The 14,261-nt window shown below is 61.5% G+C and carries 11 protein-coding genes (1 of these 11 only partly in view); 4 read left to right on the top strand and 7 right to left on the bottom strand.

Annotated elements, in window-relative coordinates; all coding sequences use genetic code 11:
* Nucleotides 1-1,078, top strand: the 3' portion of a protein-coding gene (locus ACEN84_RS06725) for a M23 family metallopeptidase (protein ID WP_413710364.1). 860 nt of this gene lie to the left of the window's left edge; the window shows 1,078 of its 1,938 coding nt (coding positions 861-1,938); its start codon lies off the left edge, out of view; its stop codon occupies nt 1,076-1,078.
* A 122-nt stretch (nt 1,079-1,200) separates the two neighbouring features.
* On the opposite strand, the gene ACEN84_RS06730 is transcribed toward ACEN84_RS06725, so the two are convergent.
* Both ACEN84_RS06730 and clpB read right to left on the bottom strand, forming a co-directional pair.
* A complete protein-coding gene (locus ACEN84_RS06730; protein WP_413710365.1) occupies nt 1,201-1,506 on the bottom strand; it encodes a hypothetical protein in 306 nt (101 codons plus the stop codon).
* Nucleotides 1,507-1,525: 19 nt separating this feature from the next.
* Nucleotides 1,526-4,126: an ATP-dependent chaperone ClpB gene (gene clpB / locus ACEN84_RS06735; RefSeq protein WP_413710366.1), complete on the bottom strand. Its 2,601-nt coding sequence runs from the start codon at nt 4,124-4,126 to the stop codon at nt 1,526-1,528.
* A gap of 45 nt (nt 4,127-4,171) precedes the next feature.
* Here clpB and ACEN84_RS06740 point away from each other — a divergent pair, with 45 nt between their 5' ends.
* Nucleotides 4,172-4,366, top strand: coding sequence for a hypothetical protein (locus ACEN84_RS06740; RefSeq protein ID WP_413710367.1), 195 nt, complete (start codon nt 4,172-4,174; stop codon nt 4,364-4,366).
* Here the strand turns inward: ACEN84_RS06740 and ACEN84_RS06745 are convergent.
* Nucleotides 4,344-5,249 carry a S1C family serine protease gene (locus tag ACEN84_RS06745; protein WP_130284166.1) on the bottom strand — a complete coding sequence of 302 codons (906 nt, stop codon included), beginning with the start codon at nt 5,247-5,249 and terminating at the stop codon, nt 4,344-4,346. The two genes, ACEN84_RS06740 and ACEN84_RS06745, sit on opposite strands and share 23 nt — an antisense overlap.
* A 224-nt stretch (nt 5,250-5,473) precedes the next feature.
* Between ACEN84_RS06745 and ACEN84_RS06750 the strand changes: the two genes are divergently transcribed.
* Nucleotides 5,474-6,352 (top strand): MurR/RpiR family transcriptional regulator, encoded by an 879-nt coding sequence (locus ACEN84_RS06750; protein WP_413710368.1) that lies wholly within the window; start codon nt 5,474-5,476, stop codon nt 6,350-6,352.
* A 322-nt stretch (nt 6,353-6,674) separates the two neighbouring features.
* On the top strand, nt 6,675-8,831 hold the full coding sequence (locus tag ACEN84_RS06755) for a TonB-dependent receptor family protein (protein WP_413710369.1): 2,157 nt from the start codon (nt 6,675-6,677) through the stop codon (nt 8,829-8,831).
* A 71-nt stretch (nt 8,832-8,902) separates the two neighbouring features.
* Here ACEN84_RS06755 and ACEN84_RS06760 read toward each other — a convergent pair whose 3' ends face one another.
* From ACEN84_RS06760 to ptsP, 4 genes are all read right to left on the bottom strand, one after another.
* Nucleotides 8,903-9,601, bottom strand: a complete 699-nt coding sequence (locus ACEN84_RS06760; RefSeq protein ID WP_413710370.1) for a DUF4167 domain-containing protein — start codon at nt 9,599-9,601, stop codon at nt 8,903-8,905.
* Nucleotides 9,602-9,944: 343 nt separating this feature from the next.
* On the bottom strand, nt 9,945-10,817 hold the full coding sequence (gene prmC / locus ACEN84_RS06765; RefSeq protein ID WP_413710371.1) for a peptide chain release factor N(5)-glutamine methyltransferase: 873 nt from the start codon (nt 10,815-10,817) through the stop codon (nt 9,945-9,947).
* The gene (gene prfA, locus ACEN84_RS06770; RefSeq protein WP_112720257.1) at nt 10,814-11,893 is read right to left on the bottom strand and encodes a peptide chain release factor 1; all 1,080 of its coding nucleotides are present in this window, start codon (nt 11,891-11,893) and stop codon (nt 10,814-10,816) included. Before prfA ends, prmC begins: the two co-directional genes overlap by 4 nt.
* 28 nt (nt 11,894-11,921) lie before the next feature.
* Nucleotides 11,922-14,189 carry a phosphoenolpyruvate--protein phosphotransferase gene (gene ptsP, locus ACEN84_RS06775; protein WP_112720256.1) on the bottom strand — a complete coding sequence of 756 codons (2,268 nt, stop codon included), beginning with the start codon at nt 14,187-14,189 and terminating at the stop codon, nt 11,922-11,924.
* Nucleotides 14,190-14,261 lie beyond the last annotated feature (72 nt).

Consider the following 14,261-nt stretch of genomic DNA (forward strand, 5'->3'; position numbering starts at 1 on the left):
TCCCGACCCGCAGGCGAAGATGCTTTCCGGTTATCTGTCGCAACCGCTCGGCAGCGAGGATCTGTCGACGGGCGACGTGCTGCGCATCGGCATCATCCAGAAGGGCGAACAGGCAAAACTGATCCGCGCCAGCGTCTATCGCGGCACGCGGCATCTCGTGACGATCGCGCTCGATGACAAGGGCCGCTTCGTCGTTGCCAGCGAACCGCCGATGCTGGACGCCGTCGCCACCGCCTTCAGCGACGACTCCCTGTCGGTGCCCTCCGGACAGAACCTGCCGCGCGTCTATGACGGCATCTATCGCGCCGCGCTGTCCTACGGCATGACCAAGGACATGACGGCGCTGATCATCAAGCTGCTGGCCGCCAATGTCGACTTCCAGGCGCAGCTGAAATCCACGGACTTCCTCGAAGCCTTCTTCTCTGTCGCCGACTCGACCGGCAAGGCCACCGACGATTCCGAACTGCTCTATGTCAACGCCCGCTTCGGCGACACGGCGATCCGCTTTTACCGCTTCCAGGCCGATGACGGCAGCGTCGACTACTTCGACCAGGACGGCAAGAGCATCCGCCAGTTCCTGCTGCGCAACCCGGTTCCGAACGGCATCTTCAAATCCGGCTTCGGCATGCGCCGTCACCCGATCCTCGGCTTTGCCCGCATGCATACCGGCGTCGACTGGGCCGCCCCGCGCGGCACGCCGATCATCGCGACGGGTAACGGCGTCGTCGAAAAGGCCGGCTGGGATTCCGGCGGCTACGGCAACCAGACGATCGTGCGCCATGCCAATGGCTATGAATCCTCCTACAATCACCAGAGCGCCATCGCCAAGGGTGTCGTTCCCGGCGCCAAGGTCCGCCAGGGCCAGGTGATCGGCTGGGTCGGCACCACAGGTGAATCGACCGGTCCGCACCTGCATTACGAAATGATCGTCAACGGCACCAAGGTCGATCCGCTGCGCATCCGCCTGCCGGGCGGAAAATCGCTGGACGGCGATGCGCTCGCCAAATTCCAGGACGAGCGCAAGCGCATCGACACGCTGCTGAACAACCAGCCTGTCGATCAGGTTGCCAGCAAGTAGCCTTTACTACTCCAGGCGGCGGCAATGCTCTCTGAGACGAGTAGAATTCATCCCTGAAAATTTCGATTCAAGTAGAATCTATTTGAAGTAAAATATTCGAAAGTGATTCGGCATCGGTTTAGCTAAATGATTTGGCGGGCGACATGGAATCGAGCGATGCATTCGAAAAGTGGGCTTTGTGCAAGGCGCATGAAATCCTTTCGAAAGAAGGATTTCTTCTGATGGACGCGGCACAGGCCCTCGACAAGAAGAGAACCAAATCCAACGCATTTCTGCTGCGCAACGCCATTGCCCGCTCCCTGATGGAAGCGGCAAGCCTTCGCAGCCTTCCGGCAGCCGGCGAAACCGCTTGAACCTTCCGGAAACGCCATTGCCAGCGGGCAATGAAAAATGCCGCCCCGGCTTTCCAGCGGGACGGCATGCTTCAATTCCGTTCTGATCCGGCGCTTATGCCGCTTCGCTGACATTCTGCCGGGTGCGGAACAGCAGCCGGTCGGAGCCGTTCGTCACCTTGACCAGCGAACCATCCGGCACTTCGCCGGACAGGATCTGTTCGGCCAGCGGATCCTGAACGTATTTCTGGACCACCCGCTTCAGCGGACGCGCGCCATAGACAGGATCATAGCCCTTGTTGGCTAGCCAGTTGCGGGCATCCTCGTCGAGATCGATGACGATCTTGCGCTCGGACAGCAGCGCCACCAGCCGCTTCAGCTGGATATCGACGATCGCGCCCATTTCCTCACGCTTCAGGCGGTGGAACAGGATGATTTCGTCGACACGGTTCAGGAACTCCGGACGGAAATGCGCCTTGACGACATCCATCACCTGTTCGCGAACATTTTCGCTGTCTTCACCCTCGGAGAGCTGGGTCAGATAGTCAGCACCGAGATTCGACGTCATGATGATCATCGTGTTGCGGAAATCGACGGTGCGGCCCTGACCATCGGTCAGGCGTCCGTCGTCGAGAACCTGCAGCAAGATGTTGAAGACATCGGGATGCGCCTTCTCGATCTCATCGAACAGCACGACCTGATAGGGCCGGCGGCGGACGGCCTCCGTCAGCGCACCACCTTCATCATAGCCGACATAGCCGGGAGGCGCGCCGATCAGGCGGGCCACGGAATGCTTCTCCATGTACTCGGACATGTCCATGCGCACCATTGCCGTCTCGTCGTCGAAGAGGAAGCGGGCAAGCGCCTTGGTCAGCTCCGTCTTGCCGACGCCGGTCGGGCCGAGGAAGATGAACGAGCCGATCGGCCGGTTCGGATCCTGCAGGCCGGCGCGGGCGCGGCGGACGGCACGCGATACGGCCTGAACCGCATCACCCTGACCGATGACCGACTTCGCCAGTTCGTCTTCCATCCTGAGCAGCTTGTCGCGTTCGCCTTCAAGCATCTTGTCGACGGGAATGCCGGTCCAGCGCGAGACGACGTGAGCGATATTGTCGGGGGTCACGACCTCCTGCACCATCGCACTGCGATCGCCATCCTGCTTTTCAGCATCGGCAAGCTGCTTCTCGAGCTCGGGGATGACCCCATAGGTCAATTCGCCGGCGCGCTGGAATTCCCCCTTACGCTGGGCAATCGCCAGTTCGTTGCGGGCATCATCGAGCTGCTTCTTCAGGTCGGCGGCGAGGCCGAGCTTCTGCTTTTCCGCCTGCCAGCGCGCGGTCAGCGCATCGGCCTGCTCCTCCAGATCGGTTACCTCGGTCTCCAGCCGCTTCAGACGGTCTGCCGATGCAACATCGGTTTCCTTCTTCAGCGCCTCGCGCTCGATCTTCAGCTGCATGATGCGGCGATCGAGTTCGTCGAGCTCTTCCGGCTTGGAATCCACCTGCATGCGCAGGCGGGCTGCCGCCTCGTCCATCAGGTCGATGGCCTTGTCAGGCAGAAAACGGTCGGTGATGTAGCGGTTCGACAGGGTCGCAGCTGCAACCAGGGACGAATCCGAGATGCGGACCTTGTGATGCTGCTCGTATTTTTCCTTCAGGCCGCGCAGGATCGAGATCGTATCCTCGACCGTCGGCTCATCGACAACGACGGGCTGGAAGCGGCGGGCAAGAGCCGGATCCTTCTCGACATGCTTGCGGTACTCGTCGAGCGTGGTGGCACCAACGCAGTGCAGCTCGCCGCGGGCAAGCGCCGGCTTCAGGAGGTTCGACGCATCCATGGCGCCATCGGCCTTGCCGGCACCGACAAGCGTATGCATTTCGTCGATGAACAGGATGATCTCGCCATTCTCGGACTGAACTTCGTTCAGCACCGCCTTAAGGCGCTCCTCGAATTCACCACGGAACTTCGCACCGGCAATCAGCGCGCCCATGTCGAGCGCCATCAGTTTCTTGTCCTTGAGGCTTTCGGGCACGTCGCCATTGACGATGCGCAGCGCCAAGCCTTCGACGATCGCCGTCTTGCCGACGCCGGGTTCACCGATCAGGACCGGATTGTTCTTGGTGCGGCGCGACAGGACCTGGATCGTGCGGCGAATTTCGTCGTCGCGGCCGATCACCGGGTCGAGCTTGCCCTCACGCGCCTCAGCTGTGAGATCGCGCGCGTATTTTTTCAGGGAGTCGAAGCCCTGCTCCGCGTTGGCGGAATCGGCCGTGCGGCCCTTGCGGATCTCGTTGATCACCTGGTTGAGGCTCTGGGCCGAAACGCCGGCGTTCTTCAGCGTGATCGCCGTCGATGCCGAAGATTCGATCGCCAGTGCCTGCAGCAGGCGCTCGACGGTCACGAAGCTGTCGCCGGCCTTCTTGGCGGCTTCCTCGGCGGTCGAAAAGACCTTCGCAAGCGGTGCAGCGAGATAGATGTTGCCGTTGCCGCCGGAAATCTTGGGAAGCTTCGCAAGCGCAGCGTCATTGGCCAGACGGGCGGCCTTGGCGTCGCCGCCGGCACGCTCGATCAGCGAGGCAGCCATGCCCTGATCGTCGTCGAGCAGCACTTTCAGCACATGCTCGGGCGTGAATTGCTGATGGCCCTGGGCCAGGGCGTAAGTCTGAGCGGACTGGACGAAACCGCGTACGCGCTCGGAATATTTCTCGATATTCATACTGTACCTCCATGGATCGCCCTGCCCTGCAAGAGGCGCAGACCGATGATTGAGATTGAGCTCCCTGAAAAGGCAAGCCCGGCTTCACCGCTTTGGGATTCCGGCGAAGCAATCGAACCGAATATGGTGGGATATCGGGAGAGTTTAAAGGGGGATTGCTGCGAAAAGCGGCAGTTTGGCGCCGGCGCGGGCGCCGCGTTTGCAGCGCCCGTTTTGCCTATTGAAGCTGCGGCTTCTTGAGGAAGCTGTTGCGGTCTGCAGACTTGATGCGAAGCCATGCCTCGCGCCCGTCCCGCAGCACCCGCATCGGGATTTCGGCGCCGGCAGATCCGCTTTCCCAGACCTTGCGGTAGAAGTCCGCAAGCCCTTCGACCTCGCCGTCGCGGATCTCGGAAATCACGTCACCCTGGCGCAGACCGGCTTTCGCTGCCGGACCATCAGGCGCGACGCTCATGACGATCACCTCGCCGTTGCTCTCTGCCGAGAAGGCACCGAGCCATGGGCGGGCGGGCTTGTTGATCTGGCCGCGATTGAGCAGATCGTCGAGGATCGGCCGCAACAGGTCGATCGGGACGATCATGTTGATATCGGCGACCTCGCCATCCTTGGCCATTTGCAGCCGCAGCGACCCGATGCCAAGCAGCTTGCCTTCGGCATCGACCATCGCCGCCCCGCCCCAAGAGGGGTGTGCGGGCACCGTGAAGATCGCTTCGTCGAGCAGATATTCCCAATAACCGGCGAATTCCTGCTTGGCGACGATATTGGCGCGGACGAACTGGCCGATGCCATCGGCGACGATAACGGGATCGCCGACCTGCGCATCAGCCGAATTGCCGAGCGGAAGGGCTGGAACATCGAGCGCGCCGAGCGCCTGGACGAGGCCGAAACCGGTCTCCTGGTCATAGGCGAGCGCATGACCGGCAACCACATGGCCATCCTGCCGGGTGAGCCAGACCTCTTCGGCCTCGGTAATCAGGTAGCCGATGGTCAGCACGAGGCCGTTTTCGCGAATGACCACGCCGCTTCCTTCCCGGACGGTGCCGAGTGTCGAAGCGGTAAAAGCATCCTCCGGAATGGAGGAACGGACGGCCACGATCGACCGTAAAATCTGATCGGTATTCATCTCTTGACCCTGACGGTTCTGGAAAAGAGGCGCACGATACGCGTCTTGGGGAGCGGCGTATCATGCTTGATATAAGGTATGAACTGCCGTCTGCGAGTGCAAGCTCGGCACTATCAGTACGGCGAACCTCACCAGAGCATGCATGCGTAAGTTGGTGAATTTCCGTATCTATCAACGGCAAATTCGGCTATTCGCGCATTTGTGATCACAGCGGGTTGGAGAAGATGGAAACAAGCGACCGGGCCTCGTCGGTACTCAAGCAGCATTTCGACCAGCACAGGACCGAGCTCAGCCGCTCGGAGCTTGCGGTCGCCGAGTATCTCGTCGGCCTGCCGATCGATGTCCTGATCTTCAAGAGTGCCGAAGAGATCGCCGCCGACGCGGGAACCAGCGACGCAACCGTCATCCGTACCGCCCGTCGCCTCGGCTTCAGCGGCCTGCCGGAGCTGAAGCGTATCTGCAGCCGCACGATGGCGCGCACCATCCCGACCAGCGACCGGCTGGAGCAGCGCTTCCGCGGCACCGGCAGCGATCTGCCGAAAGTCGCGCATCAGATGTTTGCCACCGCCCGCGAGGTGCTGAGCTCGACCGAGGAGCAGCTCGACGAGGAAGCCTTTGCCGCCGCAGTTTCGCTGCTGGAAAGTGCCGACACCGTCTGGTGCCTTGGGATGGGAACGGCCGAGGTCGAGGCCAGGCACTGCTCGATTGCGCTCAGCCGGACGGGTCTGAGAACCCGCTGTTCCGGCGCTTCCGGTTTCACGCTCGCCAACGAGCTTCTAGATCTCCGCAAGGACGATGCCGTCATTCTCTTCAACGCCGTCCACGAAACCGCGGAATTCTCGCTGATCACGAGCCAGATGGCCGAACTCGGTTGCAAGCTCGTCCTCGTTTGCGGCGTGCAGCTCGGCGAGCTCTATCGCAACAAGGTGGATGCGCTGCTCACCTGCGTCGGCTCGCCATCGAAACTGGCAAGCTGGAGCCTTGGCGCGATCGTCATCGGCGACCTGCTCGCCTATGGCGTGGCGGTGAAGAACCAGCCGCGCGCAGTCGCCACGAAACGACGCCTTGCCGGCCTGCGGAGTAAGGTCCTCAGCCCGAAATGATCGGCCTCAGGTGGCCATCAAAATAAACATGACTATTTGAGTTATATTTATTGAAACGCTCACTACAATATTGTAGTGAGCCCAACACCGGCGTCCGGCTATGGATTTCCGGCGTTGGGGACAGACCGCATGACGCATCTCTTGGATGATCGAGGAGACCGCTCCGGCCGGACGGCTTTTGGCGTCATGCCGCGACCTCCCAACTCGAGTTGATCCCCGCGCTTCCATCACCAAAACCTGATGCCGCCAGACAACGGAAGAAGCCGCGCTTCTTTTCCGGATGATGGCTCATTGCCTGATCTTACCTACCCGCAGGACCCCCATGCTCAACAGACGATATCTCGCAGCCACCTTCGCGCTGCTCGCTTCCGCGACCTCGACGCTTGCTCAGGATGCCGCAAATTCCGGCGATACCACCACGCTCGAAGCCATCAAGATCACCGGAAACTGGCTGGACGAGCCGAACGAGGAGAAGGTTCTGAAACACCCCGGCGCCAGAACCATCGTCGATCGCAAGCAGATGGAAGAGCGCGGCGCCACTGACGTGCGCGATGCCCTGAACCTCGTCCCCGGCGTCCAGGTTCAGGAGAGCAATGGCACAGGCGGCAGCGATGTGTCGCTCAATCTCGGCGTTCGCGGCCTCACCTCCCGCCTCTCCCCACGCTCGACCGTGTTGATGGACGGCATCCCGCTCTCCTACGCACCGTATGGCCAGCCGCAGCTGTCGCTCTTCCCGCTGACGCTCGGCAATGTCGAGACGATCGATGTCGTGCGCGGCGCGGGCTCAGTACGCTACGGCCCGCAGAATGTCGGCGGCATCATCAATTTCGTGACCCATCCCATCCCGGACGAATTCACCGCGCGCTTTTCTTCGGGCGCCGACATCGCGAGCGGCACCGGCAACGTCAAGGCAACGCCCAACTTCCTGATCGGCGGCACCAATGACGACGGCTTCGGCGCCGCGCTCCTCTATTCCGGCATCCACGGCGAGGGCTACCGCGAAAGCAACGACCGCACCGATATCGACGACATCATCTTGAAGGGTAGCTACGAACTGACCGATACCGACAAGATCAGCGCGCAGTACCATCACTACGAAGGCGAAGGCAAAATGCCGGGCGGCTTGACGGCGGCCGAATATGCCGAGGACCCGTTCCAATCGACCCGCCGCTACGACGATTTCAGCGGCCGCCGCGACGACATCTCGCTGCGCTACCAGCATGACGATGGCGAAAACAATTTCGAACTGCTGACCTACTATGTCGACTCGTTCCGCGGCAGCCATGTCGAGCAGCAGGGCACCGGCGCCAGCGCCGGCCTCTATCGCCTGACTTCGGCGCCGCGCGAATACAGCTACTTCGGCATCGAGCCCCGCTATTCCCGCCTTATCGAGCTCGGCGGCATCACCCAGGAAGTGACGATCGGCTATCGCTATCTCTGGGAGGAGAGCTCCGAAGTCGCTGCGAGAACCGCTTTCTACAATCGCGCGGCCGGCATCGATCCCAACTCGCTGGCGATGAACACCTATCAGACCAGCGACGGCGGGACGACGGCGCATGCCTTCTACATCGACGACAAGATCGAGATCGGCGATTGGACGATCACGCCCGGCGTCCGCTACGAAATTATCAGCACCCATAACGATATCGCCAACCTGACCGGCGGCGTTGTCACGAGCACCTCCTCGCCGTCGATCGATGCCCATGAGGCCCTGCCGACCCTGTCCGCGGCCTACCAGATCAACGATTCCTGGAGCGTCTTCGCCAATGTCGGCGTCTCATTCGGCCCCCAGCAATACAGCCAGCTGGCCTCGACGACCGATGGCCTGCACCCGGAGAAGGCAACCACTTACGAAATCGGCACGCATTACGAGGGCGACAATTGGAGCGGCGAACTCACGCTCTTCAACATCGATTTCGACAAGGAACTCTATCTCGGCCGCACCATCGTCGGCGAAGGCATCTGGACCGATCTCGGCGCCACCCGCCATCGCGGTGTTGAAGCCGCCGGCCGCTATGACCTGAGCGATCTCTCGCCCGCACTCGACGGCCTGTCGCTGTCGGCGACCTACACTTATACCGAAGCGACCTATGAGGCCGGCGCCTTCGAAGGCCGCGATCTGCCCTTCTATTCCCGGCATTTCGGCTCGGTCGGCGCCCGCTATCAGTATAACGACTGGGCGATCAATGCCGATGTCTTCGCGCAATCGAAGCAGCATTCGCCGGGCAACGCCGCCGATGGCGCAACCTACGTGACCGACGAGGATCCGACCGGTCGCCTCGGCGACATTCCCGGCTATGCCACGGTCAACCTGCGCGTCGCCTACGAACCGCAGGACAAGAAGAATGCCCCGAAATTCGCCTTCGGCGTCAAGAACCTGTTCGACAAGGAATATTTCACCCGCTCGACCGACAACAACGGCGGCAAGTTCGTCGGCCAGCCGCGAACCTTCTTCGTCAACGCGTCCATCGCCTTCTGAGACCAGGCAATCCCGCAAAACAAAAAGGCCGCCCAAAAGGCGGCCTTTCGCATATCTGTGTTCGGCTCAGCTTACTCGGAAGCAGCGTCTGCCAGAACCGGAGCCTCGGAAGCGGCTTCGCCTTCGCCCTCACCGGCTGCGCGACGCGGACGGCGCGGGCGGCTGCCGGCATTGCGGCGGCGCGGCTGGCGCGTCTGGCCACCTTCTTCTTCCATCGAAACTTCGGCCGGAATGCCGTCGATCTCCGGCTGAGGGCCGGTGCCGTCGATGGCTTCTTCGGAAGCGGTGGGAGCTTCTGCTTCGACACGCTGTTCACGTTCGGCGCGCTGCTCGCGAGGCTGACGCTGCTGCTGTTCGCGCGGCGGCTGAACCACGACAACGTCATCGTTGTCGCCATTGTCCATATCCTCGCCATCGCGCTCGGCGCCCTGGTCCTGATAGTCGCCACGATCGTCACGCTGGAAGCGTTCCTGCATCTGCGCCTGAGCGCTTGCGATGATGCGGTTATAGTGCTCCGCGTGCTGCAGATAATTCTCGGCAATGACGCGATCGCCGGAGCTCTGAGCATCACGGGCAAGCTGGGCGTACTTTTCGGCAATATGCTGTGCGGTACCGCGGATCTTAACGTCAGGACCAGAGCTGTCGTAGGTCCGAGTCAGCGGGTTGCCGCCCTTGCGGTTGAAATTGTTGTTATTGTTATTTCCGCCGCCGCCGCCATTGTTGTTATTGCCACGCCCTCGACCGCGCTTGTTCTGCTGTCCTGGCCTCATAGATCGTTCACCTGAATTCTCTGTTCGTGTGGAGTTAAGGCACCGATCGCCAAGGCCGGGAAAAACCGGCTCAGGGCCTTCGTGCCGCAAGCATGATGCGCCTTCGCGCCGACCTGCCGCTTGTTCCTCAAGTCATATTGACTGATTCACGCATTGGGTCGTGTTCAACCTTTGAAACTCTCGTTTAAAAGAGTGGACCCCCGAGGCCGACCAAGTACCGAACGAATCTTCGTTCATTCCTGAGTGCCCAACGCGTGAGCGCAACCTATCTTGCTTCCTGGGGAAATCCAAGCCTTTTCTTCGCAATAGCAATATCGTCCTGTCCAATGCTGCAATTTGTCGCTCAAACATTGAGTGCGAACACGAGCACCCGGTCATTCTGGCCGTAGTCCTTTACGGACTCCAGACGTTTGAAGCCTTCTTTCTCGAAGACATCCGAGACGTCATCACATTGATCGAAGCCGATCTCCAGTCCGATAATGCCATTCTGCCGCAAGAACCTTGCCGCATCCTTGGCGATCGCCCTGTAGGCGTCAAGTCCATCCGGGCCGCCATCCAAAGCTGCCGCGGGATCAAATTTCTTCACTTCGGGAGCGAGATCGTGAATGACCTTGGAGGCAATATAGGGCGGATTTGAGACGATCGCGTGAAAGCGTCCATCGATATTGTCAAACCAGCTGGATTGTATTGCCCGGAACCGCTCCTCAAGCCCGTTCCGCTTCGCATTGGCCGCAGCCGTTTGAAGCGCGTCGGTCGATATATCGCTACCGGTCCCTTTGGCTTGTGGAAGCTCGCTCAACAGTGCCAGACATATGGCGCCCGTTCCCGTTCCGATATCCAGGATATGGAGATCGCCGCCCTCACTTGCAAGGGTTCTCAAATACGGAAGCATCGTATCGACAAGAATTTCCGTATCAGGTCGCGGCTCCAGCGTTTCGGCCGAAAGCGACAGCGGCAGACCGTAGAATTCACGCTCGCCAAGAATGCGATGAACCGGCTCGTGCTGCAGGCGGCGTTCGATCGCCGCCTCGATCACGGCGATCTTCTCGGCATCGGGAACATCATTGGCCCGCGTCAGCATCTCCGTCGACGACAGGCCGAGCAGACCCGAGATCAGCAGGCGAGCATCGGTGGCCGGATCGGCGATCCCGGCTTCCGTGAAGCGGCTGCGGGCGCCGGAAAGGATCGCCGAGACCGTTCGCCCGCTTGCCGTCATTGCTGTTCGCCGAGGCTGGCAAGCTGGCTTGCCTGATAGTCGGCCAGCAGCGCATCGACCACTTCGTCGATTTCGCCGACCATCATCCGGTCGAGCTTGTAGAGCGTCAGATTGATGCGGTGATCGGTGACGCGGCCCTGCGGGAAATTATAGGTGCGTATGCGCTCCGAGCGGTCGCCGGACCCGACCTGGCTCTTGCGGTCGGCCGACCGCTCGCTGTCGGCCCGCTGGCGCTCTGCATCGTAAAGTCGCGAACGCAGCACCTGCATGGCCTTGGCGCGGTTCTGGTGCTGCGATTTTTCGGAGCTGGTGACGACGATGCCGGTCGGCAGGTGAGTGATGCGCACCGCGGAGTCGGTCGTGTTGACGTGCTGGCCGCCGGCACCCGACGAGCGCATCGTATCGATGCGGATATCTTCCGGCCGGATTTCGATATCGATCTCTTCGGCTTCCGGCAGAACCGCAACGGTCGCCGCCGACGTGTGAATGCGCCCGCCCGCTTCCGTCTCAGGCACGCGCTGCACGCGGTGTACACCGGATTCGAACTTCAGCTTGGCGAACACGCCGCGGCCGGTGATCGTCGCGATGATTTCCTTGAAGCCGCCGGCTTCACCCTCGCTCGACGAGAGAACCTCGACCTTCCAGCCGTTGGCAGCCGCAAAGCGCTCGTACATCCGGAACAGGTCGCCGGCAAAAAGCGCTGCTTCCGACCCACCGGTTCCGGCGCGGATTTCCAGGATGGCGCTCTTCTCATCCGCCGCATCCTTCGGCAAGAGCAGGATCTGGATTTCCTGCTCCAGCCCCTCGATGCGCTCCTTAACGTCAGGATATTCAAGCTCGGCGAGATCGCGCATCTCGCGATCGACGGACTTGTCTTCCAGCATCGCTTCCAGATCGGCAAACTCGGCCACGGCCTTCTGATAGGCGCGGATCTTGCCGACCACAGGCTGCAGTTCGGAATATTCGGAGGCGAGCTTCACATAGACGTCGGCCGCGGGACCGGCGGACATGCGCGCTTCGATCTCGCCGAAGCGGCGTTCCAGCTCGCGCATCTTTTCAAGGGGAAGCTTCGCCACCCTTCACTCCAATTCTTCTTATCGTTGTCTAAAGCGGAATATTGTGGCTGCTGGCGAAGCGGACAAGAATGTCGCGCATCGATTCCGTGCCATGCGTATCGTCAAGCGCCTCGTCCATGACCTTGGCGAGCGCCGTCACGTCGAGCCCGAGCAGCATCGCCTTTACCGGACCGATAGAGGCCGGCGACATCGATACCGAGCGGAACCCGATCCCCATCAAAGCCATTGCCGAGATCGGCTTGCCGGCGAGTTCGCCGCAGAGCGTCACGGTCGTATTGTTGCGCTCGCCGGCGCGCGTGATATCGCGCAGGATGCGCAGGAACGGACGGCCCAGCGTATCGAAACGGTCGGACACGCGCGCATTGCCGCGGTCGACAGCCATCGCGAACTGGAACAGATCGTTGGAACCGACCGAAACGAAATCGGCAGCCTCCATCAGCTCATCCAGCTGCCAGAGCAGCGCCGGAACCTCGAGCATCGCGCCGAACTGCAGCTTGCGCGGCAGGCCATGGCCGAAGCGCGAAAGGTGCTGCACTTCCTTCTGCAGCAGTTCGCGGACCGCCTTCAGCTCCGAGACCTCGGTCACCATCGGCACCATGATCTTCAGCTCGGTGCCGGCGGCGGCCTTCAGCATGGCGCGCAGTTGCGTGCGCAAGAGACCCGGCCGGTCGAGTGACAGGCGGATCGCGCGCCATCCGAGCGCCGGATTTTCTTCCTCATGCCCGCGGAAATAGGGAACGACCTTGTCACCGCCGATATCGAGCGTGCGGAAGGTCACGGGGCGTCCTGCCGCCTGCTTCAGCACGTTGCGGTAAAAGGCTTCCTGCTCTTCCGCCTTCGGCATGGTCGAGGCGATCATGAACTGCAGCTCTGTGCGGAACAGACCAATGCCTTCAGCACCGGATTCGGCGAGCTGCGGCAGGTCGACCAGCAGGCCGGCATTCATCTGCAGCGCAATCCGCTTGCCATCCTTGGTCAGCGGCTCGACGGCGCGAAGCGCGCGGAACTGCTCCTGACGGCGGGCGCGGAAGCGGACCTTCTCCTCGTAGGAGCGCTGCAAATCCTGCATCGGCCGCAGGTGCACATGCGCCTCATCGCCATCGACGATCGCCGCATCACCATTTTCGGCAAGCGCCACGACACCGGCAACCTGACCGATAACGGGAATGCCCATGGCACGCGCGACGATAACGACGTGGCTGGTGACCGCGCCTTCCTCAAGCACGAGACCGCGAACATTGGCGCGCGGATAATCGAGCAACTCGGCAGCGCCCATGGCGCGCGCAAAGATGATCGCATCGTTCGGGAAGCCATCAGCGGTAGTGCGGCCGGTATAGCCGGTCAGCTGCCGCAGCAGGCGGTTTGCCAGATCTTCGAAATCATGCATCCGCTCGCGCAGATACGGGTCGGTGAGGCGCATCATTCGCGCTTTCGTGTCCGACTGAACCTTCTCGACCGCGGCTTCCGCCGTCAGGCCGTTGCGGATCGCCTCTTCCAGCTTGCGCACCCAGCCCTGATCATGGGCGAACATGCGGTAGGTTTCGAGAACCTCGCGATGCTCGCCTTCCATCGACACGTCACGGCGCGACAGCATGTCGTCGATCGACAGCCGCAGCGAACCCATGGCTTCGGCAAGGCGGCGGATTTCCTTTTCGGAATCCTCGTTCAGCAGGTTGGTGACGACGATGCGCGGCTCGTGCAGCACGACGTAACCGAGACCGATACCTTCATTATAGGTGTCGCCGTCGATCGTGACCGAGCGCGTCAGGTCGAGCTCGAGGCCGGGCTTGGTGATCTTCTTGAGTTCGCCGGTGGCGATCATCTCGGCGAGCACCATCGCCGTCGTTTCGAGCGCTTCGAGCTCTTCATCGCGATAGTTGCGGCTCGCCTTGTTCTGGACGACGAGAACGCCGAGCGAACGGCCCGTGCGCAGGATCGGCACGCCGAGGAAGGAGTGATAGATCTCTTCGCCGGTTTCCGGCAGATAGCGGAAGGCCGGATGCGATTGCGCATCGGAAAGATTGAGCGGCTGCGCGGAAGCGGCAATCGTACCGACGAGACCCTGTCCCATCTTCAATTGCGAAAGGTGGACGGCTTCCTTGTTCAGACCTTCGGTTGCGTAAAGCTCGAGGACGCCGTCGGCGCGCAGCACGTAAACGGAGCAGACCTCCGCCACCATGTTGCTGGCAATCTGGCGTACGATCCGGTCGAGTCGCTCCTGCGGCTCCAGCGGCTCCGCCATCAACTCGCGCAACCGCTTGAGCAGTACGCGCGGACCGCCGGACAGGTCTCTCATTGCGTCTCAAGCTCCCCGAAACAAATGCCTAATGCGGCCAGCAAACCGGCCGCATCTCTTCATGTCGAAGGG

Source organism: Rhizobium sp. Rhizsp82 (assembly GCF_047325115.1).
Lineage (GTDB): Bacteria > Pseudomonadota > Alphaproteobacteria > Rhizobiales > Rhizobiaceae > Rhizobium.

Excerpts from the sequence above, each read along its gene's own strand:
- clpB (WP_413710366.1), bottom strand. The coding sequence starts at position 4,126 with ATGAATATCGAGAAATATTCCGAGCGCGTACGCGGTTTCGTCCAGTCC.
- ACEN84_RS06745 (WP_130284166.1), bottom strand. The coding sequence starts at position 5,249 with ATGAATACCGATCAGATTTTACGGTCGATCGTGGCCGTCCGTTCCTCC.
- ACEN84_RS06755 (WP_413710369.1), top strand. The coding sequence starts at position 6,675 with ATGCTCAACAGACGATATCTCGCAGCCACCTTCGCGCTGCTCGCTTCC.
- prmC (WP_413710371.1), bottom strand. The coding sequence starts at position 10,817 with ATGACGGCAAGCGGGCGAACGGTCTCGGCGATCCTTTCCGGCGCCCGC.
- ACEN84_RS06740 (WP_413710367.1), top strand. The coding sequence starts at position 4,172 with ATGATTGAGATTGAGCTCCCTGAAAAGGCAAGCCCGGCTTCACCGCTT.
- ACEN84_RS06750 (WP_413710368.1), top strand. The coding sequence starts at position 5,474 with ATGGAAACAAGCGACCGGGCCTCGTCGGTACTCAAGCAGCATTTCGAC.
- ACEN84_RS06760 (WP_413710370.1), bottom strand. The coding sequence starts at position 9,601 with ATGAGGCCAGGACAGCAGAACAAGCGCGGTCGAGGGCGTGGCAATAAC.
- ptsP (WP_112720256.1), bottom strand. The coding sequence starts at position 14,189 with ATGAGAGACCTGTCCGGCGGTCCGCGCGTACTGCTCAAGCGGTTGCGC.